The organism is Pedobacter metabolipauper (assembly GCF_004362715.1).
Lineage (GTDB): Bacteria > Bacteroidota > Bacteroidia > Sphingobacteriales > Sphingobacteriaceae > Pedobacter > Pedobacter metabolipauper.
Genome location: NZ_SNYC01000003.1, coordinates 96,650 through 119,686, shown reverse-complemented (window position 1 = coordinate 119,686; position 23,037 = coordinate 96,650). Strand labels below are relative to the sequence as shown.

21 protein-coding genes and 2 tRNA genes are annotated in these 23,037 nt (G+C 39.4%); 9 read left to right on the top strand and 14 right to left on the bottom strand.

Annotation, left to right across the window (positions count from 1 at the left end; all coding sequences use genetic code 11):
- Position 1 precedes the first annotated feature (1 nt).
- The 3 genes from ATK78_RS00590 to ATK78_RS00580 all read right to left on the bottom strand — a co-directional run bounded on the left by ATK78_RS00590 (position 2) and on the right by ATK78_RS00580 (position 3,047).
- Positions 2 to 1,900, bottom strand: a complete 1,899-nt coding sequence (locus tag ATK78_RS00590) for an AAA family ATPase (protein ID WP_133574128.1) — start codon at positions 1,898 to 1,900, stop codon at positions 2 to 4.
- A 947-nt stretch (positions 1,901 to 2,847) separates the two neighbouring features.
- A tRNA-Pro gene (locus tag ATK78_RS00585) sits at positions 2,848 to 2,921 on the bottom strand.
- Positions 2,922 to 2,973: 52 nt separating this feature from the next.
- A tRNA-Pro gene (locus tag ATK78_RS00580) sits at positions 2,974 to 3,047 on the bottom strand.
- Positions 3,048 to 3,563: 516 nt separating this feature from the next.
- On the opposite strand from ATK78_RS00580, the gene ATK78_RS00575 reads away from it, so the two are divergent.
- Positions 3,564 to 4,661, top strand: coding sequence for a PAS domain-containing sensor histidine kinase (locus tag ATK78_RS00575; protein WP_133574127.1), 1,098 nt, complete (start codon positions 3,564 to 3,566; stop codon positions 4,659 to 4,661).
- Between the two features lie 285 nt (positions 4,662 to 4,946).
- Positions 4,947 to 5,363 (top strand): inner membrane protein YiaA, encoded by a 417-nt coding sequence (gene yiaA, locus ATK78_RS00570; protein ID WP_133574126.1) that lies wholly within the window; start codon positions 4,947 to 4,949, stop codon positions 5,361 to 5,363.
- A gap of 103 nt (positions 5,364 to 5,466) precedes the next feature.
- Here yiaA and ATK78_RS00565 read toward each other — a convergent pair whose 3' ends face one another.
- The 8 genes from ATK78_RS00565 to ATK78_RS00530 form a co-directional block, all read right to left on the bottom strand.
- Positions 5,467 to 6,549, bottom strand: a complete 1,083-nt coding sequence (locus ATK78_RS00565) for a phytase (RefSeq protein ID WP_133574125.1) — start codon at positions 6,547 to 6,549, stop codon at positions 5,467 to 5,469.
- Between the two features lie 10 nt (positions 6,550 to 6,559).
- Entirely contained in the window at positions 6,560 to 7,591 is a 1,032-nt protein-coding gene (locus ATK78_RS00560; RefSeq protein WP_133574124.1) for a hypothetical protein, read from the bottom strand.
- Between the two features lie 22 nt (positions 7,592 to 7,613).
- A complete protein-coding gene (locus tag ATK78_RS00555; RefSeq protein ID WP_133574123.1) occupies positions 7,614 to 10,325 on the bottom strand; it encodes a TonB-dependent receptor in 2,712 nt (903 codons plus the stop codon).
- 227 nt (positions 10,326 to 10,552) lie between these two features.
- On the bottom strand, positions 10,553 to 12,124 hold the full coding sequence (locus tag ATK78_RS00550) for a tetratricopeptide repeat protein (protein WP_133574122.1): 1,572 nt from the start codon (positions 12,122 to 12,124) through the stop codon (positions 10,553 to 10,555).
- 83 nt (positions 12,125 to 12,207) lie between these two features.
- Positions 12,208 to 12,822: an XAC2610-related protein gene (locus ATK78_RS00545; protein ID WP_133574121.1), complete on the bottom strand. Its 615-nt coding sequence runs from the start codon at positions 12,820 to 12,822 to the stop codon at positions 12,208 to 12,210.
- 1 nt (position 12,823) lies between these two features.
- Positions 12,824 to 13,741 carry a helix-turn-helix domain-containing protein gene (locus ATK78_RS00540; RefSeq protein WP_133574120.1) on the bottom strand — a complete coding sequence of 306 codons (918 nt, stop codon included), beginning with the start codon at positions 13,739 to 13,741 and terminating at the stop codon, positions 12,824 to 12,826.
- Positions 13,742 to 13,759: 18 nt separating this feature from the next.
- Entirely contained in the window at positions 13,760 to 14,650 is an 891-nt protein-coding gene (locus ATK78_RS00535; protein WP_133574119.1) for an NAD(P)H-binding protein, read from the bottom strand.
- A gap of 198 nt (positions 14,651 to 14,848) precedes the next feature.
- Positions 14,849 to 15,898: a glycoside hydrolase family 2 TIM barrel-domain containing protein gene (locus tag ATK78_RS00530; protein ID WP_133574118.1), complete on the bottom strand. Its 1,050-nt coding sequence runs from the start codon at positions 15,896 to 15,898 to the stop codon at positions 14,849 to 14,851.
- Between the two features lie 351 nt (positions 15,899 to 16,249).
- On the opposite strand from ATK78_RS00530, the gene ATK78_RS00525 reads away from it, so the two are divergent.
- Entirely contained in the window at positions 16,250 to 16,612 is a 363-nt protein-coding gene (locus ATK78_RS00525; RefSeq protein ID WP_133574117.1) for a VOC family protein, read from the top strand.
- 17 nt (positions 16,613 to 16,629) lie between these two features.
- On the opposite strand, the gene ATK78_RS00520 is transcribed toward ATK78_RS00525, so the two are convergent.
- Entirely contained in the window at positions 16,630 to 17,175 is a 546-nt protein-coding gene (locus ATK78_RS00520) for a hypothetical protein (RefSeq protein WP_133574116.1), read from the bottom strand.
- A 222-nt stretch (positions 17,176 to 17,397) separates the two neighbouring features.
- Here ATK78_RS00520 and ATK78_RS00515 point away from each other — a divergent pair, with 222 nt between their 5' ends.
- The 6 genes from ATK78_RS00515 to ATK78_RS00490 are packed head-to-tail and all read left to right on the top strand — an operon-like array spanning position 17,398 to position 20,614.
- Positions 17,398 to 18,288 carry an alpha/beta hydrolase gene (locus ATK78_RS00515; RefSeq protein ID WP_133574115.1) on the top strand — a complete coding sequence of 297 codons (891 nt, stop codon included), beginning with the start codon at positions 17,398 to 17,400 and terminating at the stop codon, positions 18,286 to 18,288.
- A 10-nt stretch (positions 18,289 to 18,298) separates the two neighbouring features.
- Positions 18,299 to 18,808 (top strand): RNA polymerase sigma factor, encoded by a 510-nt coding sequence (locus tag ATK78_RS00510; protein ID WP_243732393.1) that lies wholly within the window; start codon positions 18,299 to 18,301, stop codon positions 18,806 to 18,808.
- A 12-nt stretch (positions 18,809 to 18,820) separates the two neighbouring features.
- Entirely contained in the window at positions 18,821 to 19,513 is a 693-nt protein-coding gene (locus tag ATK78_RS00505; RefSeq protein ID WP_133574114.1) for a hypothetical protein, read from the top strand.
- A 16-nt stretch (positions 19,514 to 19,529) separates the two neighbouring features.
- On the top strand, positions 19,530 to 19,907 hold the full coding sequence (locus tag ATK78_RS23080; protein ID WP_133574113.1) for a serine hydrolase domain-containing protein: 378 nt from the start codon (positions 19,530 to 19,532) through the stop codon (positions 19,905 to 19,907).
- An 18-nt stretch (positions 19,908 to 19,925) separates the two neighbouring features.
- Entirely contained in the window at positions 19,926 to 20,276 is a 351-nt protein-coding gene (locus ATK78_RS23075) for a serine hydrolase (RefSeq protein ID WP_317126189.1), read from the top strand.
- Positions 20,249 to 20,614, top strand: coding sequence for a serine hydrolase domain-containing protein (locus ATK78_RS00490; protein WP_166664783.1), 366 nt, complete (start codon positions 20,249 to 20,251; stop codon positions 20,612 to 20,614). Before ATK78_RS23075 ends, ATK78_RS00490 begins: the two co-directional genes overlap by 28 nt.
- A 4-nt stretch (positions 20,615 to 20,618) precedes the next feature.
- Here ATK78_RS00490 and ATK78_RS00485 read toward each other — a convergent pair whose 3' ends face one another.
- Both ATK78_RS00485 and ATK78_RS00480 read right to left on the bottom strand, forming a co-directional pair.
- Positions 20,619 to 21,317, bottom strand: a complete 699-nt coding sequence (locus ATK78_RS00485) for a LytR/AlgR family response regulator transcription factor (RefSeq protein ID WP_133574110.1) — start codon at positions 21,315 to 21,317, stop codon at positions 20,619 to 20,621.
- Positions 21,314 to 22,990, bottom strand: a complete 1,677-nt coding sequence (locus tag ATK78_RS00480) for a histidine kinase (protein WP_133574109.1) — start codon at positions 22,988 to 22,990, stop codon at positions 21,314 to 21,316. Before ATK78_RS00480 ends, ATK78_RS00485 begins: the two co-directional genes overlap by 4 nt.
- Between the last annotated feature and the right edge of the window lie 47 nt (positions 22,991 to 23,037).

Here is a 23,037-nt window from a genome sequence, read left to right as displayed (position 1 = left end):
GCTACAAATTATTTTCATAGCCATAAGTTTCCATCCTACGTTCAAAAGCAAGAGCTCCTCCTTCCAATAAGTTTATTATATCCTGCTTAACTTCTAGAATTGTACCCTCATGTAGAATCTTTGATTGCCTATTTTCATACTCGAGAAAGATATTATGGTCGGCATCTGAAAGTACAGGTATATTAGGATTGTGTGTGATAAATATTAATTGCCTATTTGTCTTTTGTTGCCTGATTGTCTCATGAATACTTTGAGTAATATATTTATTATCTAAATTATCCTCTGGCTGATCAATAATCAGTGGATTTGTCGATACTGCAAAAATTATTGGCAAAACTGTAGTACACCTTTGCCCCATAGAAAGCTCATCAGTACGTCGATAATTATTTTCAAGATTAGCGGAATCACTTGCAATTTTGAGTTTAAACTCTGGTAGATCGTCACAATACATTGTTTCTATTTCATATAACAATTCAGTTTCGTAAAGTGTACTAATAATCAAAAGAGCACGAGTTTGGTCAATTTCTTTAATTGACATTAATGTAGACGCATTTCTATCATGAACGACTTGGGCAAATTGTTCAGGAGTAAATCTTTCAGCTATTTTCAAGACAATCACATTATACTGAATTCCTGAACCTTTCAGCGCAGATCGAAGCTTTTCTTGAAAATCATCTCGGATTCCAGCATATGTTAACGTGATAACAACCTCGTTATTGAAAATTTGATTTAATTCATTAACGGTTTTTAATCGGAGTCCGAAAATTGACTTTTTGTATTCGTTCAATCTTTCGAGCAATTGGCTGCGTACCTCTTTAACTTGCTTCAAACGTTTACCCATGTCGTCTTGATCTTTCATCAAGATAGATTTGTCCGTAATTCGTTTTGAAAGTAGATTGTACTTATTTATATACTCTCTATTTTGATCGAATTGTTGCTTAATCGTAACAAAACTAGCTTGCTGTTCAGTATGAATATCTATAAGCTTACTAAATGAAATATCAAGATCGTTTTGCTTATTTTTAACCATCCCAGCGACTTTGCCAAATGCTTGCCTTATATCTTCAACCGTTTTAGTCATTAATTCTTGCGCCTCTTTCATCAATCCAGAATTTTGGAAAACCTCTGGATTTTGAGTTTCACTGTCAATAAAATTTTTTAATGGCCTATATGTTTCAACCAAATCCTTTTGGAATTTTTTAAAGACATCTACGGAACGATTATAAAATCTGGTCTCTTGTAGTCTTATTCCCTCATTTCTATCCGCATCTTCAAAAGTCTTATTTTCCGTTTCACCTATTTCGAGAGGCTTTTGTTTCTTGAATGTTTCAAATTCAAGTTCGACATCCGAATATTGACTAAGTACATCGTCGAATTGCTTGATTTTCTTACTGAATGATTTGATGTCTAGAGCATTACTTTCTAACTCTATTTGCATATTTTTCATCGAGGTCATCAAAACTGATATTTCATTTTTTATTTTTTTGTCAATCAGTGCTAAGCGATCTCTACTACTACGGCCGATTTCTTCGATGCGCCCCGCTTCATAAAAATCACATTCAATGTCGTTGAAAATTTTACTAAGTGGAATAAAATCTAATTTTGGTAAAATAAAAGATTGGGGCGCATCTTCTAAAGTCTTAACTAAGTTGTAAATTTGATTGGTCTCTCCTTGGATTTCTAATGTAATTGTGCCGGCGCCAAGATTACTTCTTAGTAAGTTACCAAGTTGCTTATCTTCAAAATCAGGATATCCCAAGGCCACTTTCATGAAATTTAGAAGAGTTGTTTTACCTGTACCACGCCCCCCCATAATACAAGTCAACTTATCTGAGAATTCTATACGGAAATCTTGGTAGAATCTAGAATTTCTTACTTCGATGGATTTGATTTTTTTCATACTATAGCGTTAACAACCTAAGATGATAAAGATAACAAATTATTAGATTTTAGGATATGATCTTGATTTAGATGAAGAGGCTAAGAGATCCATTTCCATAATTAACTGCTTAAATAGTACTAAATAACTATCTTATGATTTTGTAGTCTTTAAAATTAAATTTGGCCTAAAACCTGATTTGGTTAACGGCAAAATTCAACCAAACTCGAACTCAACAAAACTCATATACTTTCTTAAGTTGCGTAAAAAACCCATTAAAATCCTTGTTAAAATGTGCTTTAAGCACAAAAATCTTAAACTTCCTCTCTGCAAAAAATGAAGTAATTAACAATCAGAAAATGAAGCAAACAAATAAAAGGTCATTGGATCTGCTTCATCATTGATAAAAAAAATGGTATTGTCCAGCGAAGGTTTCATTATCTTATTTCCAACTTTAAACCGATAGGCCAATTCGAAATATTCGCCTCTGTCTTTCCAAGAAAAACAGATTTTGGGAACATCGTAAGAAAATACGCAAGGTTTCATATCCATCTTCCGTGGTTTCCCACTAAGGCTCCTCAATCCAAATGTATAAAAATAGTGCGTATGCGGTTGAAGTACCAAAGAAGTTATTGCTTGTTGCCATAAACTGAACAGTTGTCGGTACCGATTGCATACTCATTTCAATAAAATTTGTTTAACAATGTCTTTCTTTGGCTCAAAGATTTTTGTGCCCATATTTGAACAAGGCACAAAGTCGACAAAAACAAGACAAAATAAATTAAGTAATCTATTTATAATCAACAAGTTATTACCATTTTGTGCCCAAATATAAATAATTAGATTGGAGCACCCAATAGGGCACATTTTCTTTGATAAAACTTGATATGAGTTGGCTGAAAATAAATTAAAAAAGCCCTTAAATCATTGATTTTAAGGGCTTTTAGTATGCGTTAGCACGTTTAAAGTCGGGGTGGCAGGATTCGAACCTACGACCTCCTGCTCCCAAAGCAGGCGCGATACCGGGCTACGCTACACCCCGAAATGGTATCTGTTTTACTGGTCAATTTTAAAATGCTCATCTAAGCATTTTGTCGGGGTGGCAGGATTCGAACCTACGACCTCCTGCTCCCAAAGCAGGCGCGATACCGGGCTACGCTACACCCCGAAACTGGTATCTCCTTTTTTCCCTTTTTCGAAGGGATTGCAAAGTTAGAATTTAAAATCACAATTGCTAACATTGCAGTAATTATATTTCATTTTAACATTCAGTTATAATTACCAAGGGCGCAAAGATATAAAAAAATCAAATTGCCGCAAACTTATTGAAGCCAATTTTCATAAATAATTCGTCTTTAATACCGAAAAACAGCCTTTTTTCTCTATATCAGCCAGTTAACTTTTTAACAAAAAATCCTGCATTCCTTAAATAATCGCATTCATGTCGCCCTGCGTTTATATATTACCGCATCTTACGTTAATCACCATCCAGAAATTTCCTCAACCTTTCTCCAACATCGCTAATAATCGAGTTAAATCTCCACACATTCTCGTTAATTCATATAAAATATCGATTCATAGTTTTTATATTGGTAATATTACATCAATACTGAATTACATCAATACCGAGCGATTTACAACGGGTATCCCCTACCTCTATGTAGATATATAACTTTGTTAACAAATGACTTATATAGTTAATACTACTAACGTGGATAATAATGGGATCTTTAACCTGGAAGTATTTTTCGAGTTATCTGCCGACCTGCTATGTGTAGCCGGGTACGATGGATACTTTAGAAGAATAAATCCAATTGTTTCCAAAACACTGGGCTACACCAATGAAGAACTATTTGCTGTACCCATACATACGTTTATCCATCCTGACGACAAGCTGATTACTGCCGAAAACCGTAAGAACCTGACCAGGAATGAACCACTTTTAAATTTTGAGAACCGCTATGTAACCAAAAGCGGAGAGATTGTATGGCTCTCCTGGACTTCTATGCCTTTAGATACCGAACAGCTGGTTTTTGCCATTGCTAAAAACATTACTCACAAAAAGAAAACGGAAGAAGACAGAAATAACCTACTAGCCAATTTAACACAGGTAAATAATAACCTGAAGCAATTAAATTATACCACTTCCCACAATTTGAGGTCGCCTGTTAACAATTTACTTTCCGTTTTTAATATCCTGGACACAACTAAAATTCAAGATAAGGAGACACTAGAATTTATAGAAGTACTTAAGCTGGCTACTGAAAATTTAAAGAATACGTTAAACGGTTATGTTGAAGATCTGAGTCAAAAAGATATATTAACCATTCATACTGAGGAGTTAGATTTTAACGATTGTTTTAACGATGTGATCCATTCCTTACGGTCGTTAATTAATGATTCAGGTGCTAGTATCCATGCCGATTTCTCTATCTTGCCGACCATAAATTTTAACAAATCTTATCTGGAAAGTATATTCCTGAATTTGATTACCAATGCGATCAAGTACCGTAAAATTGGCTCTGTTCCCGTTATTAAAATCCAGACGATCATTGAAAATGGTAACAGGCAACTCATTTTTTCTGATGAAGGACTGGGCTTTGATATGGAAAGAGTAAAAGACAAGATCTTCGGTTTCAACCAAAAGTTCCACAATAATATCGACAGTAAAGGCATTGGATTGTATTTAGTTTATAATCACGTTACTAACCTTGGCGGGCAGATCATAGTTGAAAGTGACATGGATGAAGGTGCAAAGTTTATCATCACCTTCAAAGAATAACGGACGAGACAAGCTAACGCAGGACAAGACAACCTGTATAGCTAAAGCAGGACAAGACAAGTTTTTTCATTGTTAAGGACTTATTAGCGGTCTGTTCCCGGTCCATTCCCGGTGGCTTCACGGTCTATTTATGGTCTTAAACCGTATGACCTTCGACAAAGCACCGGAAACACAACACGAAGTAATCTCGTTATAGTTAAACACAAACAACAGACTGGCCTGGTATAATACTGTATAGACAAATGCAAATTTCTGCTATCTTTAGCCTGAAAATATAACCTACATATGAATCAAAAACCATCAAATGCATTTATAGGAGCCTCATGGACCGCCCTGATTATTGGATCTGTTGCCTACAATATCGGCCTGTGGAACGCTGAAATGCCCCTTAATGAAAAAGGATATTACTTTACTGTTTTACTTTTTGGTTTATTCGCAGCCGTATCTGTTCAAAAGAGCGTCCGCGACCGCCTGGAAGGAATCCCGGTAACCAGTATCTATTATGGATTAAGCTGGGCTTGTACGATGATTGCAATTACGTTGCTCACTATCGGTTTATGGAATGCTACGTTAAGCTTAAGCGAAAAAGGATTTTATGCCATGTCTTTTCTCCTTACCTTGTTTGCAGCCATTGCTGTACAAAAAAATACAAGAGATATCATTCTTATTGAGCAATCAGCAGAGAAAAACAACATGAACTAGTATTTCTGCCTGAAGAAATTCATATCAGATGATTAAAACAACTGCCCCAATAGTAATTAACTATTGGGGCAGTCTGTATTTAAGCTATTGCTTATTTTAATGGTTACTTCTTAATCTCAAGCGCCTTGCCTGCCAGATCTTCCCAGCGGTAAAACTGGAAAGTCTTGTTATCACTCATGGCCACAAAAAGACCATGTTTAAAATCGGCGTTTAAAGGAACAGACACTACGTCTGAACCATCACTGTTGTTGGTTGACATCGGGATGCTCTTTACAAATGCGTTACTACCCTCACGTTTAAAGACCTTGAACTGGTTAGCCGCCTGGTCAGACACCAATACATATCCTGTACTATCCGTAGTCTTATAAATGCTGATCCCTTCATGATCTTCCTTAAAGCCTTCTTTTGCAAATACAGCAAGCTCTTCGTTTCCTTTTGATGGATCTGCATAATATTTACGCACACCAAACTGCTCATCTGAATAGTACACATAACCCATTTCATTGTCTACAGCAATGGCTTCGATTTCCTTTTTACCACTGTATTTACCGAACTTCCTTTTTAACGTGGCTTTAACATTTCCCTTACCATCATCCGTTAACAAGTATTGCCATAAGTAGCTGCCATCAAGCGGACCAGTTTTGCGGCCTACAATCGCATAGATTTCTTTCGCTGGACTGGTATATAAAGAAATACCCATCAGATCGCGATGGCCTTCCAATGTCTCCCCCTCAAATACAGGCAAACCTCCATTGTCAACAGGTTTCATATCCGGTAACGAAAAGATCCTGATCTTATGCGTCATCCGTTCTGTGGTTACTGCAACATCTACCGGCTTACCATTCAGCATCAGGCCGTATACAATGTCTACATTATTCGGACGCTTAAGTCCGCGGACTATCTTACTAGTTATTGCCTTTCCTTTTAGATCGAATACATACAAGCCACCATTTTCATCTTTATCTGTACCAATCACTAAAGATTGCGCAGGATCTGCAGGGTTAACCCATATTGCCGGATCATCGGTATCAAATTGTACCGTGTCGGTTACGTAAAGCGGCTTCACTACAGCCAGGCTATCAGCAGTTACTACATTTTGCTGTTGCTTCGCTGAGTTATTATTTGTGCAGGCGCTTAGAAACATCAAAGCTGCTGCAGTTAAGATTACTATATTTTTTTTATACATCAGTTTCCTATTATTTTTTCAGTACCAGGGTTATTTTATCAGTCTCATCGTCATTGTATTCACCCTGAAGTGTGAGTTCCAGGTTTTTTCCTACAATTTTAAACTTACCGCTGTACTTAAATTCCTGTTCAGAGCCGTCTTCCTGCTCTATGTCATCTGCAAATTCAACTGCACCTGCAAGTGTCTTTTCATCCAGCTCTTCTATGCCGCCTTCAATCTCTATTTCTTTGTTTACGGTTTCTATGTCGCCGCATTCGTCAACCTGCTCCGTTTCTTTAAGCACAATGACTGCTTTAAATTCACCATATTGAAATTCGATCTCAATCTCTTCTACATCATCCGCCTTTAGCCCTTTTACATCTTCATTGATTAGGCCAAACAAGGTGATAAATTTCTGAAATTGTGCCGCATCTTCTATATCAAGCTCATAACTACCATAGATCGATTCATCATCTAAAACAAGATATTCAAATTTATTGGCTGTGTTTACAACTACTTTCTCCTCACCTGCCTGAACAGCTGTAAGCTGGATCTCAATTTTACGATCGTCTGCATTCAATACTTTATCATCAAACAGATCCGGGTTGGTTTCAAACTCTACTTCTATTTCTTCTACTCCTGCCGGAAAATCAACACTGCCTTTACCAGTTGTCCGGTCAAACGTAAGGTGCAGATCAATGCCTTCATCTTCTGATGTGGTACAATCGTCTATCTCATAAAATGCAGCAGCATCTTCAATATACTCATTCAGGTTGTTAAAACCTTCAAAATCGGTTACTTCAAAATTTACCCGTACTGTCTTTTTAAGCGGGACAATACGGCCTTCCAGCGATTCGCCATCCGGGTCAACCCGGTCGGCAAGGGTAATTTTAAAACTGAATTTATCTTCATCCTCTATTTCACCATCACCTTCATCAGCTAAGTTGAGGATCTGTGGAAAGTTGTCTCCTGTTAATGGTTTGATCACGTTATCATTCTCCTTATCACAAGCCATCAAAGCAAGGATCAAAAGCGACAATACGCTATATCTTAATTTTTTCATCGTTGTATGAATATTTTTACGGTTATAAATTAAACTTCAGTCCGAAACGCATCCAGTACGAATAGAATTCGCGTTGGATGTACTGGTTGGAATTACCCTGGTATGCTTGCAAAGGCTGGTTGGTTAAATTAAGTGCCTCAACAAACAACCTGAACTGGCTATTGATGGCGTATCCGGCTGTAGCATCAACCTGCATGCGGTTTTTAATGAAGATATCTTCTGCTTTAGTACCGCCAATTTCTGACAGGTAGCTTCCATTGAAGTTAAGCGATACCCTGGCCGAAAATTTACGTCCTTCGTAAGCAAGTGAACCATTACCTACCTGACTGGCCTGTCCCGGAAGCCTGATTTCTTCTGTAATGGATGCATTACCTTCTGTGGCCTCGCGGCTTTGAAGTTTAGCATTTGAGTGTGTATAGGTATAGTTCAGGTATAAACTAAAATCTTTCAGGAACGGAATGAACGAGAGCCTGCGTTGAAAAGCAAACTCAGCACCAAGCACGCTCGCATCATTTCCGTTTTGCGACTGCGTAACATCAATCTGCGGGATGATCGGTGTACCTGTTAACGGATATGGTGAATTGAAGATAACACGGCGGTAGATGAAGTTATCCAGCTGCTTATAGAAAACACCTGCCGATACGATCCCTACAGAACCGAAGTAATGCTCGGCCATCAAGTCATAGTTAAGGGCACTTACCGGTTTAAGGGCAGCATTACCAATGGTTGCTACACGGTCTTCACGGTTGATTTCCTGTGATGGGATGATCTCCGAGAAATTTGGTCTGGCATAAGAATAAGTAACTGCTGCACGCAGGTTGGTTAAGTTCCCCAAATCGTATTTCAAATGAACTTGCGGCAATACAAAATCATAAGTACTACTGCCGTTTACCGGACGGATGGCTTCCAGATCGCCGTTGGCCGCAAAAATTACATCTTTTGAATTGTAGCTAACTTTGGTACGTTCGTAACGCACACCACCTAAGACCATCAGCTTTTTGATTTGCTGGCGACCCATTACATAAGCCGCAACAACATCTTCTGATGCGGTGTAAGATTCCAGGGCCTCATCTGATGCTTTATCTGCGATTTGAAGTTCAAACTGACCCGGGTTGGCATTGAAATAACCGATCAGGTTAGATACATCCAATGGATTACCCATTTGGTAGCGGTTAAAGAAGAATTCTTTTTTCACTGGTTTACCTGCAAACTGATCCAGGTTAGGAACGCCGCCTAAGTTCTCATAGGTATTCTGTGTAATGGCGTAGCTTTTATTTTTAGACCGTACTTTGGCCCCGAATTTCAATAAGCCTTCGCTGCCATTTATCTTGTACGGAACGCCAATGTTAATTTTAGCGGTGATATTTCTATCCTTAGCTAAGGAACTGCCCATGCCCAATTCATCAAATTCATATTGTGAATTGCTGGTATAATCCTGATCAGTGTCTATGGTTGGGAACTTTGTATCTGCATAGCTTAATGTGCTTGGTATTCCGGCTACAAAACCAGCTTCATTGTCATACGGTGTTTTTTGTTCTGCGTAACTATACTGGGCCTCATAATCTAAAAGGAAGTTTTTGAAGATATGTTTTGCGCCTGCGTTTAGTGACAATACCGACTGCGACTCAAACCGGTCTTTGGTCAGCTTTTCAATTTCTTCATCCTCCGGAACAAAAACATACCTGCGTCTCCATTCCCGATCGGTAAAGCGCGAGTAAATGGTATTGAAGTATACTTCATGGTGGTTGTTAAAATGATAATCAAGCGATGAGCTTAAACCCAAACGGGTACGGGTAAGTTCATAGTCGCGCAGTTCAAGCTCATTGTCATTGATGGTGCGTTCAACACCATCAGAGCCTAAATTATTTTGGTAATAACTGCTGTTCAGCAACACGCCCAACTTTTCGTTCTTACCAAAACGCTGGCCATACTGCAGTTGTCCCTGCACATTTCCCCTATTCATGAGTTCATTATAACCACCGCCTAGAAAACCCTGGATCACTGCCTTTTTACTTTGTGCCGAACGTGTGATCAGGTTAATGGAACCTCCAATTGCATCACCATCCATATCTGGCGTTAGCGCTTTGCTCACCTCTATGGAAGCCAGCTGATCTGAAGGGATCGCATCAAGCGCCACAAAACGTACATCAGCCTCTGGTGATGGAATTTGCTCTCCGTTTACGCTGGTATTTGTAAATTGCGGTGCCAATCCACGTAAGGACACGTAACGTCCTTCACCCTGGTCGCGCTCAATGTTTACACCCGGCACACGCTGTAAAGCCTCTGCGGCATTCGGGTCCGGGAATTTGCCGATCTGATCGGCCGCAATGATGTTCTTAATGTTGTCGGCATTTTTTTGCTGGTTAAGGGCTTTTGCTTGTCCCTGGGTGTAGCCGGTAATGATTACATTCTGCAGCACCGACTGGCGGCTTTGCATCACGATGTTCACCACCTTCAGCTCGTTGGCATTTACACTTACATTGACTACGGTATCTTTATAACCAAGATATCGAACCGTAATTTTAAGATTACCGGAGTTTACATAAAACTGGTACTCACCGTTAAGATCGGTTGCCGTACTGCTGCTGGTACCATTAACCAGCACGGTTGCACCTGTAAGTACTTCACGGTTTTCGCCACTGGTTATTTTCCCTTTGATGATGCTTCTCTGTGCCATGGCCAGGGTGCTTCCGCTTAAAAGGAATACTAAAAATAATAATGATTTGAGATTCATAAATTGTTTTTGTGATAAGATGCTGCAAAGATTATCCGCAATTGGAGTAAAGCTTTCTTTTAGTCCGTTACAAAATGGATACACCGGTTAAAAATGCATAAACACAACAGCAACAACACGCATCACACCTGTCATAAATAATTAATTATCAGATATTTACAAATCAACAACATGGCCATTAAGTTTCTGTTAACTAAGTATTAAGCTAATTTAAACTACATTAAATGCTATAGATTCTGAATAAAAGTACCAAGGTTTTCCCCTTCCGGAAGGTTTAATTTTTTACGTAACCGGTATCGTGAAATCCGCAGACTATCTGGAGAGATCCCCAGCATGGTTGATATATCTGCAGAGCTGAGGTTCATTTTTAACAATGCAAGCAACCGCATATCTGACGAGGTTAGTGCCGCAGAATGCTTTTTAACACTGTCGAAGAAATGTTCATGAACCTGCTCAAATACACTTCTAAAATCTTCCCAGTTCTTATCCTGGTTGTGGTTGATGCTGATCAGGTTCAGCAACTGTTTGAGCTCTTTGCGCTGATCGCGCTTATCATCCTTTACAATGACATTAAGCTTGTTCTTTAAGTCTTCCAGCAATTGGTTCTTTTGTATTAAATGAAGGGTATGGCTGGTTAGCTCCTTGCTTTTAAGCTCAAGTTCGCCCTTTAAGCTGTGCTGGTTTTGTTCGTGCAGCTTTTGCTCGTTCTTTATTTTAAGCCGCTGTCTGCTGATGATACTGAAAGCCAGTAATCCGGCAAGTACTACGATTACGCCTGCAGCGATGGCAATTACCCGGCTGATGATCTTTTCATTTTCAAAACGGGTAATGGCATTGTCTTTCTGCTCCACTTCAAACAGGGTTTGGAGTAAGGCGATTTGCTTTTCGTTGTCACGAGTATAGATCTGCAGGAAAATGTTCCTGCTGGCTTCGCTATAATGATAAGCGCTGTCGTTACGGTTAAGCAGGTTAAATGCTTTTGACAGATCGCGGTAAGCGCTTCCAAGTTGGTACTGGTCTTTAAGCTGAATAGCCAGGCTGGCTGCCTGATGCGTATACCCGAGAGATTCGCGGTATCTGCCCGACTTGCGGTAAACATCTCCAAGGTTATTAATTACTTCTATCTGAGCCATACGGTTGGTATTGGCTTTATTCAGCGAAAGTGCAAGCGTAAAATATTTTAATGCAGAATCCAGCTGTAGTTTGTCTTCATGCAGGCTTCCCAGGTTTTCGTAGATCTTTGCGAGTCCGCTTTTATCATTGGCTTTTGCATATTCATCAAGGGCCAGTTGCTGATATTTGACGGCCTGAACATAACCATTTGTTTTCTCATAGGTTTGGCCGATGAGACCATAAGTTTGAGCGATACCCTGCTGGTTGCCCAGTTGTTTAAAAATGGCTAAGGACTGCTGGAATATTTTGGTGGCGGCATTGTATTGTCTGCCATGGTAATAGGTTTCTCCAATTTTATTCAGGTTAAGGGCAATGCTGAGTTGTGCATTTTCAGCCTTGAACAGTTTATCGGCTTTAAAGAAGTGGTCCAGTGCCCTGGAGTATACGGCCTGGTAGTAAAACAACTCTCCTATCTTGCCGTAAGATTCTGCTGCCGTTAACTGATCGTTTTCCTTTAAAGCTTTATTTAAACGCTGTTTTATTTTGACAAACACAGCACCCGGATCATTTTTATTGGGATCAGCGGTTTCTTTTTGCTGGGCTATGGCATTGTGAAACCCCACAAAAAGCAGGAGATGCACCATATATGTGCAGTATCTTAACCTGGAATGGCGTTTAATGATCATAATTCAGCGTTATAAAAACTGAACTAAGGTAATAAGCCAATGTTAAGTGAATGTTATGTATACCGTATTGGGTTATATTGGCATCATTGCTTCTTCATAATGAGATCCAGTTGTTCATCCAGCGTAGTTTCTTTTGATTCTTCAAATGAAGGTGCAGCTTCATATATGGTATTGTTCTTATCGATCTTATAAATGCTATAGTTCACTTTTCCAGCATAGCCCGTACCAACAATCACCTTGTATTTTTCGTTGTATTCGGGATTCGTGATCTTCTCAAAACCTTTAACTTTGATAAGTTTATGGCTTTTTTTTTCAATTAAGTACAGATAATAAAACTCATTTATTCCACGGGCTCCGGTACCACTAAAAACAAGCAGATCCTTTATCCCATCGTTATTAAAATCTACATATTTTGGTTTTTCACTATACTGGATAAAAGCAAGTTCTTTCCAAAATATCTGATCTTTAGTGCCATTGTTCTTACCAAAATAGATTGTCGAGTTTAGTCCGGTACCGGCAAGTTCCTTCTTATATCCCTCTTTATAACTTTGAATGGCAAGCGTATAGGATTTGCCACCAAATGGGTAGATGTATTGCCATGTAGCGTTGGAATCTTTTTGGTTGAATATCTTTTGCGCAGTAACTTTTTTGGCCGACAATATTATAAAAACACTGAAGATGAGGGTTATTGTTTTCATACTAATTAAACGACTGTCTGAATTCTAAAGGCGAAAGGCTGGTTTTGGTTTTGAACAATTTACTAAATGATTGCGGATGTTCAAATCCCAGTTGGTATGCAATTTCACTTACAGATAAAGCGGTGGTTGACAATCTTTCTTTTGCGGTTTCAATCAATTTTTCATGGATGTGCTGCTGCGTACTCTGGCCGGTCAATGATTTAAGCAATCCGCTTAAATAGCTGGTAGATACGTTTAATTTGTCGGCAATATAACCTACGGTCGGCAATCCATTTACGGCATTGTTGCTGCTAAAATATTCGGCAAGAATATCTTCCAGTCGACTCAGTGTTTTATGGTTTGTTATTTTCCGTGTGATAAACTGACGGTGATAAAACCGGTCTGCATAGTTGAGCAGCAGTTCTAACTGCGCGACAATAATATCCTGGCTAAATTTATCGATGTTGGCCTGATATTCCTGCTCCATATTCTGGATGTGCCCGATCAGCTTTGTTTCTTCTTTTCCTGAGAGATATAAGGCTTCATTTACCGAGTAGTCAAAATATTCATATTGCTTAATCTTTTTTGCAAGGGGGGTATTCCACAAAAAATCGGGATGGATGAGTAACATCCATCCCGTGTGCCTTACCTCTTCACCGCTGGCCACTTCAATTCCGAAAACCTGTCCGGGGGCAATAAAGAACATAATACCTTCATCAAAATCATATTCCTGCTGGCCATATCTCATCTTAGAATTAAAATTTCTTTTCAATGCGATGGAATAAAAATCAAACATCAAATGTATTGGTCCACTGCCAGGCAACCGTTTGGTGTTTTCAAAATTGATTACACTGATCAAAGGATGTTCCGGTTTTGGAAGACCCATTACCTGATGATATTCAGTGATTGTTTTAATCCGAAGCGGTTGGGTGTTTGCCATATCACAAGTTAATGATTATTATTTGAAGGCTGCAGCAAATTCCTTTGCAAAATCTGCCAGCTTTACTTTGCCCATAACTGCCGGTCTGTTGCTGAAGTAATCTGCTGAAAATACACCGGTATGAAGACTGCCATACATTTCTACCAAACCTGCTGCAATACTTGGCTGCAGTCCGGCTTTTTCTAAACCTTGCTGTGCTTGTTCGTTAGAAATAAGAACCCATTTCAAGTCGGGCTTTCCGATTGCTTCGCCCAAAATACGTGCTGTTTCATGTCCGGTAAGTTCATCACTGCCTACATAACGTACTTTTCTGCCTGCAATTGGCGTTACCATTTCATCTGCAACCGCAGCAGCAATATCTATTGGAGAAACCCACGGTATTAAGTCGTCTGCTCCGTAGTTTGCCGCAATAACCCCTGCATTTTTTATCATGTCTACATAGCCAAATAGATTATAGTAAAAAGAAGTGGGCCGCATAAAGGTAATGGCAACATCAGTCAGTTTGTTCAAGTCAACTTCTACATCGTGATGGGCAATGATGATACCAGTACCATGATCCAGATGTGCACCAATGCTGCTCAGATGAACCACACGCTTTACGCCTGAAGCTTGGATGGCCGCTACAAAATTGTTGCTGATGCGGTGACAGTAAGCTGGCAGATCAAGGTTGTGATCCATGTAATTGGCTGGCGGCACCATGGTATACACGGCATCCGCTCCGGTAAAATTCGCTGTAAGAAATTCAACATCCTCCAATGAGCCAATGGCTGCTGTTGCGCCTAACGCTTCAATTGCCTGTTGCTTTTCCGGATTGCTGCTGATCACGATAACCTCATGTCCCTTTTGCACCAGCTCTGTAGCTAATGGTTTACCGATGTGTCCTAATGAACCTGTTAATGTAATTTTCATGTTGTTGATTTTTGTTGGTACAAAATTCAGCAACATGAAAACGACGGGTGTAGTCTAATCTACTGTTGTTGTAGTCAAATATCAGGTCGCATCCTTTTTCAGGGAATTGACAGGTATATTTACACCGGAATAACCATGAATATGATCCTGGCAGCGATTAAACCGAAACAACTATCCTGGCAACGATTAAAAATGTACTTATTGTTTTCCGGTTAATGATTTGATGGCTTTAACTTCTGCATCACTGAACGCGGTGCCATCTTTTTTAAAGATATCGTGAAACCAAAGATCAGGTGCTTTTCCATCAGCAATTGGGGTATCCCAGGCGAAGATGGTATTTGTTTTTCCAGATACGAAGCCCCAGTTGATTGCAGCTACTTTCTCTTTTTTCAGGATAGGCATGATGGTCTGGAACAGGCTTCCATTTTTTCTGGCCATATATTCTGTACACATCATTGGGCGTTTAAATTGCTTCAACTCGTCAATCTTCTTTTGATGGGCCTCAATATAGCCATAGTGGTGGTAGGTAATGACATCGGAGTTTTCCAGCTGGAAAGTATTTAAGTTATTAAAGTTAGCTCCCCAGTTCCATACTCCTGAAGTAATTGGCTGTGACGGATTGACTGCTCTTGCCCAGCTAAAAACGGCTTTTAATAGCGGCAAACTCTGATCTACATATTTGCTGTTTCCAGGCTCATTGTACAAATCCCATACGATTACACGTTTATCATTTTTGTGGGTGGTCATGATGTCCTTTACATAGCTTTCCAGCATTTTAAGGCTATCGGGGTTGTTACGGATATCAGTTCCGGGATCGCGCACCCATCCGCTGTTGTGTACGCCAACTTTTGGGGCTGGCTGCGTTCCGGCATGATATTGATCGTTCCAGCAGTCGTCGAAAAACACGAGGATGGTTTTAATTCCGTGTTTTTCGGAGATGGTCAGATAATTGTCGAGCTTTTTTTTAAATCCTTCCTTATCGGAAGTCCAGGCCACATGGTGAAGAAAAACCCGCATCGAGTTCATACCCAGACCCTGGGCCCAGCTCAGTTCGCGCTCAATGGTTTGAGGGTCGAACGTAGCCGCCTGAAACATTTCCAATTGGTTGATTGCTGTACTTGGCTGGAAGTTAGCTCCGGAGTACCATGGCTGTGTTTTGTACCATTGCGTTGCTTTTTCTGGTGTCCACTGCTGTGAGAAAGCAGTGAAGGAAACTAATAATAGTAGAGAAAATAAGTAGTATTTCATGTTATTGGTATGGTTAATTGATTATTGTTTGAAGGGTTAACTGATAATAAAGATTAGAAAGTGCCGGTTGAAAATAGCCGGTTAAAGGGATGCTCCTGGCATTGCGGGAAGGAAAAATCATCATACAATTAATATTTGGTTTTTTGCAGCTATGCTGCCTGTTGTTAGTTTCACTAAGTAACTCAATAAATCTCTTTCCATCTGTTCATCTTTTAGCCGAATTGTCTCAAATTTTCAGCGTTTTAATTAAATCTGTCATTTACCATGAAACTTGGCTTTCAACTTTACCCGAAATTGATAACTGCGTTTTACAAATTATTTACTTATTTTGTATTAACCAAAAAATAAACAATGGAGCATAAAGCAATATCCATCAGACCATTTATCGGCGCCAAAGATTTTGGACTTTGCCGGAGTTTTTACAGAGACCTTGGGTTTGAGGAAGATGTACTGATGCATAACTTGTCTGTTTTTAAAACAAACAGCATTGCATTTTATCTGCAGGACTATTATCTGCGGGATTGGATAGAAAATACGATGATCTTTATTGAGGTGGATAATGTTGACCGGTATCATGAGGAGCTTTCCGCATTAAGCCTACCTGCTAAATATAAGGGTGTAAAGCTTAGTCCCATTCGCGTTGAATCCTGGGGTAAAGAATGTTTTCTGCATGACCCTTCAGGAGTTTTGTGGCATTTTGGCCAGTTCAGTTAGTTGAACTTCTTAACCTACTATTTAAATTTCCAATCCAGTTCTTGAGTAAACGGAAGTTGATATTTGTTGATAATCTGGTTTAAAACGATTCTGAAATCCTCTACAGGTATTTGTGCTTTGGGAAGAACTACCGTCTCATCAGTTTTGAATCTTAAGAAAAAATAAGCACCAATCTCATAAACATGTTCCAAGTGTTCTAAGCCTACTGTAGACTCTCCTATGTAATCTTGGTGAAACATTTTGTTATTCCCGAATTCAATTTGATCTACTTTTCCAATTCTGTTTTTATAAATTTCAGCAATAGTCTTCCGGTAATGTCTCTTATATAAACTTGGCTGATATAATGCATATAATCCAACAAAGCCCAGCCCAATTAGAATAAAACCCCACCAAGGCATTGATGAATCTTTCTTGAATGTCGATAGTACGGAAATGACAACAAAGCATCCAAACACAAATACCAACGATTCCCTTCTCTTCTTTTTTAGCTGCTCGGATTTTGAAGCTGCGAAAAGTGATTGGTTAAGTAAGTCCTCTTCATTCAATGTGACCTCAAGTTTCATATTAGTGAGCGTATGATTATTTAATGCGCAATATATACATTAAAGCATTCTTTTAGGCTTCCATCTTTATTTTAATTAAAACTTCCAGTTTCTTCTCTGCAAAGAAAATAGTCACCAATAAACTGTGATATTTTCAAACCTTTACGAATCATATATCAAACTTATCGATGAGCAGGAAAGCTGAAACCTGAAAGAGTAGGCAGAAATTATCATATTAAAAAAATGAAACGGATCTGTTTAAAAATTTCAAGTATTATTTTCTTCGTGATGACTTTATTAGTTGCAGCGAAGTCATTCGGGCAGGATAAAAATCCCAATTTAATAACTACAAAAGAGCATACCATTAAATCAAGCTTTAATCAGAAGTTCTATCAATTGTATGTTTCACTTCCAAAAGCATACTCAGCTGTTGATACCATACACTACCCGGTATTGTATGTTTTAGACGGAAAATTTTCCTTCACCTCTTTTTATTCCATTCGGGAAGTTTTAAATTTAGGAAAGGAGATTAAAGATGTAATTATTGTTGCCATTGAAAACAGCGTACAAACGGATGCAGATTGGTTTGCAGAGAGGTATTATGATTTTACCCCATCAAGCATTCCCGGATCGGATATACAATGGACCAAAATGATGAGTATTCCTGATGGCAAATTAAGATCTGGAGGAGCTGATTTATTCCTGACCACCTTACAAAAAGACATTCTCCCATTCATGGATAAGCATTATAAAACAAATACAGACCGTGCATTATCCGGACATTCACTTGGTGGTCTATTTGCAGGGTATTGCCTTTTAAAAAAACCTGAATTATTTAAAAGATACGGTATAAATAGCCCATCCTTTTGGTGGAATAATAATGAAATATTGTCGCTTAAAGATCCATTATCAAAAGAGAATAGTCCAGTATCAGCAAATGTATTTTTCTCTGTAGGTGCATTGGAAGGTGAAATGATGGTTGGCCCGTTAACTGCGTTTATAGACTCCTTAAAAAAACATAATTCCGGAATAACCATGACCAGTCAAATATTTGAGGGGGAAACTCATTTATCTGTTGTACCTGCCTGCAGCAGCAGAACCTTAAAGGTATTGTATGGTGCTAATGTTAAATGATTGATGGCTAATGACATTTGAGATGATTGCAAAGGATCAGGAATTTACCAGGCTCATTAAAGAAAACAAGGGGATCATTTACAAGATCTGTAACTCCTATTGTGCCAGCAAAGATGACAGAGATGATTTAGCCCAGGAAATCATATACAATTTATGGAAATCGTTTAACAGTTTTAACGCTGCGTATAAATTCTCAACGTGGATGTACCGGATCGCCCTGAACGTAGCTATATCTTTTTATCGCCAGAAAAAAAGGTTCAAAAATCAGTCTCCTATTCCCGAAGGATTGATTGTTTTTGCAGAGCAGCTGGAAGATAAAACTGAAATTGAAGAGAATCTCCAGCTATTGCAAAACTTTATAAACGAACTTAAAGAAATTGACAAAGCGATTATCCTGTTGTATCTGGACAACAAATCACACCGTGAGATTTCAGAGATCACTGGTTTTACAGAAACAAATATAGCAACTAAGATCAATCGCATTAAAGAGAAACTGAGATTAAAATTTTCAAATAAATAAATATTAAAGATCATGGAATTAGATGAATTAAAAACGATGTGGCTGTCTAATGATGCTAAATTAGACAAAAGCCTTAAACTGGATGAACAAGGCATATCACTGATCCAGACTCAAAAAGCAGTATCAAAACTTGCTCCCCTATATCGCCAAAGAGTGATTGAAAGTATATTTAATTTTGTCGTTGTAGTGGCCTTGACGGGGTTTTTATTAAAAAATATTTACCAATTCTCTTATGCTGTTTCTGCGGTTGTTTTATTGGCCTTTTATATAACCACACTTATAAATGCCTTGAAACAAATTACTTTGATCAAGAGAATGGACTTTAATAACGATGTGGCAACCATTCAGAGTTCACTTGTAATGTTACAAACACATATTCTGACTTATGCCAGATTAGGGGTGTTGTTTGTTCCTGCGTTTTTAGCATATCCCACAATTTTCACGAAAGTAATCAAGGACTTTAACATTAAGATTTTTGGTGATTTTAATATCCTTGCCAGATCAAATGGAAATTGGTGGACAGTGCAGATCATTGCATTCATGGTGTTGATTCCGTTAGGCATTTGGTTTTATAATGAAGTTTCTTTTAAAAACATGCATAAAAAATGGGTTAAAAATTTCATCCGGAGATCTGCAGGAATCAGAGTAACGAAGGCATTGGAATTTTTAAAAGAACTGCAGGATTTGAAATATAACAGTAATTGATCCTGATCTTCATTAAGTGTACCCATATTATGCTCAGGATGGGATAAAAATGCCTTTTATTGGCCGCGTTCCTGCAGATTTGAACGATGGCTTGCCGGTAAGCAGCTTAAAAGCTGCCGGCTTTGATGACCAGTATTTAAAGCGCATAGCGGATAATATCAACGCCAATAAGATCACAAATACGCATAGTGTACTCATCAGCAGGAATGGTAAACTGGTTTATGAGCAGTATTTTAATGGTTTTGATGAGGGCGCGGTGCACGATTTGCGGTCGGCATCAAAAAGTATTTCATCGGCTTTAGTTGGGATTGCCATAGATCAAGGCTTGTTGAAGGACACTGCACAAAAGCTCATTTCCTTTTTACCACCACATTTTAAGGCTACAACAGATTAGGATACCAGGAAACAGGCCATCAGTATTGGTAGTTTGCTAACCATGAGTTCGGGACTCGATGCTGTTGACTTTGGGGTTGACAGGAGACCTCCTGCATCGGAAGATGAATATCAAAATTCGCCAGACTGGTTAAAGACTGTAGTTGAAGCGCCTATGATCAATTATCCGGGTACGCATGCAAACTACAGTTCGGCCAATCCTTACTTATTGGGTATACTTATGGATACCGTGGTTAAACAGCCACTTGATGCATTTATCGATCAGGAGTTGTTTGAACCCTGGGCATTAACGATTATATCGTATTCAATGATCCCCTTAACCGTCCTTATTTTGGTGGTGGCATGCATTTACGACCGCGAGATCTGTTAAAATTTGGGTTGCTTTATGCGGAAGGTGGCCAGTGGAAAAATAGGCAGATCATCAGCAAAAATTGGATTGATGCATCCTTTAAGAAGTACCTGATACTGGAAAACCATTCCAAAAAAAATGAATACGGCTTTTTATGGTGGCATTATCATTATTTGGTCAATGGAAAAACCACCAATTCCATTGAAGCACGTGGTGCGGGCGGTCAATATGTCTTTATTGTTCCACAATACCAGCTGGTTGTATTGGTCACATCTGCTAATTTTAGAAACCGAAGGGTATGGCAGCCAGAAAAGATCATGGAAAATTACATCCTGCCCGCCATGTCTGAAAAAGATTAAGCGGTTATAAAGTTTTATTCCTTAGTTCTTTATATTTCGAGCGGCCTACAGGAAGGATCTCCTCATTTTTAAGCGACACACCGTATCTGCTACCCGGCTGTACCAGTATCTTTTCTGCGTATTCCATGTTTACGATATAGGATCTATGAATGCGTTGAAAGCTGACGGGCAGTAATTGTTCCAGTAGTTCCAATGATTTGTCATGCAGTTCCTGTCGGCCATTCTTTAGGTGCAGCTCCGTATAGATCCCCGCTCCTTTGATATACATCACTTCTGTTATGCTGATCAGCTTTACCTGTCCGGCAGTTTTTACGGCTAAATATTTAATATCCTCATGGGTTTTGATGGCGGGGGCCAAAAAGCGGCCAAGTGCCCGAAACAGACGGTCCTGATCAAAGGGCTTGGGCACAAAATCAAGTACACCATAAGCAAATGCCGTGATCGCCTTATCTGTATTGGCCGAAACGATAATGGTATGAAATGAAGCCGACACCATCAGTTCAAGCACTTCAAAACCATTGTCACCGTTCAGATTTAAATCCAGCAGCAGCAGGTCGACCGGTTTGGATGAAATATGGCTGAGGCCTTTTTGCAGGGAATCACATATGATGATCTCCGTGGGTTTATTTCCAAAAAATCCGGCTGTCATTCGCTGTAACCTTTTGGCGATCCTGGCTTCGTCCTCTATGATCAGTATGTTCATCTATCTAAGATTTTAATGGTTGACGACCAGCCTGCAGCTGTTGCAGCGGAATGTAATGTCCAGTTTTGTCCGTAACTTTCGGTTAGGCGTGCCCGGATATATTTAAAGCCGTTACCTCCTTCCCTACCGGTCAATACGGGCCGGTTCTCTGCGAAGGTGTCAAAAACATATTGCCTGTAGCCCGGCCCTGTGGTATACGTAAGCTTAAATACAATCCGGTTTCCCTGTAGCGGGATACTGTGCGTAATGCCATTTTCCAGCAACGTATGCAAAACGGCAGGTGGTATCAACTGTGCATCATCTATGCCGTACTCTTTCCATTCAAAGCGAATCTCTTTACGGAATTCCATAACCGACAAGTGTTGACGGCAAAGTTCTATTTCCTGCCGGATTGGGATCAATGTTTGTTCTGAAATGGAGTTCATAATATCAAACTCGGCTGATAAAGCCTGTATAAAGCGTGCGCCCTCTTTGGGAGATTCTTCTACCCAGTCCATCATAGAGGTTAGGGTGTTTCGCAGGAAATGGGGTTGGATGTTCTTTTTGAGCAATTCAAGCTGCAGGCGCGAAGAAAGTACAAGTGCCTCCTGATGCTCCGATTCAATGGAGCTCGCCCGAATGGCATGCAGATAGAGCATGCAAAGTACAATCAATGTAAAGCTGATGAATAAACTGTAATCATAAAACAGGTATTCGTTAACCATCGCACTGGCTAAAAGGCCTATAAAAACAATGTACCCTCCTTTTTCCTTTTGAATAATACCATTTATCACTACCATGAATGAAGCGATCAACATGACCAAACTATACAGTTTGGCTGTGAGGTCATAGTTTCCGTAATTGAAATAATATAAGCCCAGCAGCACGCCTAACAACAAACCCAGTAACCAAAGCTTCCATTTAAAATGAAACTGAATGGTAAAGTACCAGGGAATGAGCAGAGCTATAGTAAAAGTGAGCCAGCCTATGATCTCAAGGCGAATATAGAACTGAGGATAAGGGATCACCATATGGAACTTCAGATATTCCATAATAAGCAGGCAGAAAAAAAGCAGGCAAATGGTGGCAAAGATCATGATATCAACCTGCCTGTGTTTACTGTTGAAATACAAAAAGAAGTAATATAGGCTCGCTATAAGAAACGCACCCGCCATGAGGTTCATATAAGACATGGTTATGAGCGGCAATGTTAAAAGACTGGTGTACTTTTCCATTTTAAAACCAATACTTCGATGTACATCAGGCAGGTAGGCTTGCGACATGCGCATAGCCACAATGTGTGCACCGGGGCTTGTCAGACTATCGGGCACGATAAAAATACTGCATTCGGTTCCCGGCTGCTCTGGTCTATGCCCGTAGGGTAATACGCCGTTGCTGCCGATCAATACACCGTCCCAATACACATCAAAAGTACCAAAAGAACCGATCTGAAGCCCTAGAGGTCGCCTATTGTTATCCACTGGGCGCAAGAGGAGGTGCGTACGTGACCAAAAAATACCTTCATCGGTTTCACTTCGGCTGGTGTTCCAATTTTTATCATTGAAGCCTTTGGCAGCCCAGGCAATGTTGTCGCCTGTATGATAAACTGGTACAGGTTCTTCGTCCTCGATTACCTGTACGTAACCGGTGGGCAGAAACAGCAACAGCAGGAAAACAATAAGGGTATGATGCATTGGGTAAATATACTGGTTAATACACAAATAGAAATTACCGCTTGAAA

Excerpts from the sequence above, each read along its gene's own strand:
- ATK78_RS00590 (WP_133574128.1), bottom strand. The coding sequence starts at position 1,900 with ATGAAAAAAATCAAATCCATCGAAGTAAGAAATTCTAGATTCTACCAA.
- ATK78_RS00575 (WP_133574127.1), top strand. The coding sequence starts at position 3,564 with ATGACTTATATAGTTAATACTACTAACGTGGATAATAATGGGATCTTT.
- yiaA (WP_133574126.1), top strand. The coding sequence starts at position 4,947 with ATGAATCAAAAACCATCAAATGCATTTATAGGAGCCTCATGGACCGCC.
- ATK78_RS00565 (WP_133574125.1), bottom strand. The coding sequence starts at position 6,549 with ATGTATAAAAAAAATATAGTAATCTTAACTGCAGCAGCTTTGATGTTT.
- ATK78_RS00560 (WP_133574124.1), bottom strand. The coding sequence starts at position 7,591 with ATGAAAAAATTAAGATATAGCGTATTGTCGCTTTTGATCCTTGCTTTG.
- ATK78_RS00555 (WP_133574123.1), bottom strand. The coding sequence starts at position 10,325 with ATGAATCTCAAATCATTATTATTTTTAGTATTCCTTTTAAGCGGAAGC.
- ATK78_RS00550 (WP_133574122.1), bottom strand. The coding sequence starts at position 12,124 with ATGATCATTAAACGCCATTCCAGGTTAAGATACTGCACATATATGGTG.
- ATK78_RS00545 (WP_133574121.1), bottom strand. The coding sequence starts at position 12,822 with ATGAAAACAATAACCCTCATCTTCAGTGTTTTTATAATATTGTCGGCC.
- ATK78_RS00540 (WP_133574120.1), bottom strand. The coding sequence starts at position 13,741 with ATGGCAAACACCCAACCGCTTCGGATTAAAACAATCACTGAATATCAT.
- ATK78_RS00535 (WP_133574119.1), bottom strand. The coding sequence starts at position 14,650 with ATGAAAATTACATTAACAGGTTCATTAGGACACATCGGTAAACCATTA.
- ATK78_RS00530 (WP_133574118.1), bottom strand. The coding sequence starts at position 15,898 with ATGAAATACTACTTATTTTCTCTACTATTATTAGTTTCCTTCACTGCT.
- ATK78_RS00525 (WP_133574117.1), top strand. The coding sequence starts at position 16,250 with ATGGAGCATAAAGCAATATCCATCAGACCATTTATCGGCGCCAAAGAT.
- ATK78_RS00520 (WP_133574116.1), bottom strand. The coding sequence starts at position 17,175 with ATGAAACTTGAGGTCACATTGAATGAAGAGGACTTACTTAACCAATCA.
- ATK78_RS00515 (WP_133574115.1), top strand. The coding sequence starts at position 17,398 with ATGAAACGGATCTGTTTAAAAATTTCAAGTATTATTTTCTTCGTGATG.
- ATK78_RS00510 (WP_243732393.1), top strand. The coding sequence starts at position 18,299 with ATGACATTTGAGATGATTGCAAAGGATCAGGAATTTACCAGGCTCATT.
- ATK78_RS00505 (WP_133574114.1), top strand. The coding sequence starts at position 18,821 with ATGGAATTAGATGAATTAAAAACGATGTGGCTGTCTAATGATGCTAAA.
- ATK78_RS00490 (WP_166664783.1), top strand. The coding sequence starts at position 20,249 with ATGCATTTACGACCGCGAGATCTGTTAAAATTTGGGTTGCTTTATGCG.
- ATK78_RS00485 (WP_133574110.1), bottom strand. The coding sequence starts at position 21,317 with ATGAACATACTGATCATAGAGGACGAAGCCAGGATCGCCAAAAGGTTA.
- ATK78_RS00480 (WP_133574109.1), bottom strand. The coding sequence starts at position 22,990 with ATGCATCATACCCTTATTGTTTTCCTGCTGTTGCTGTTTCTGCCCACC.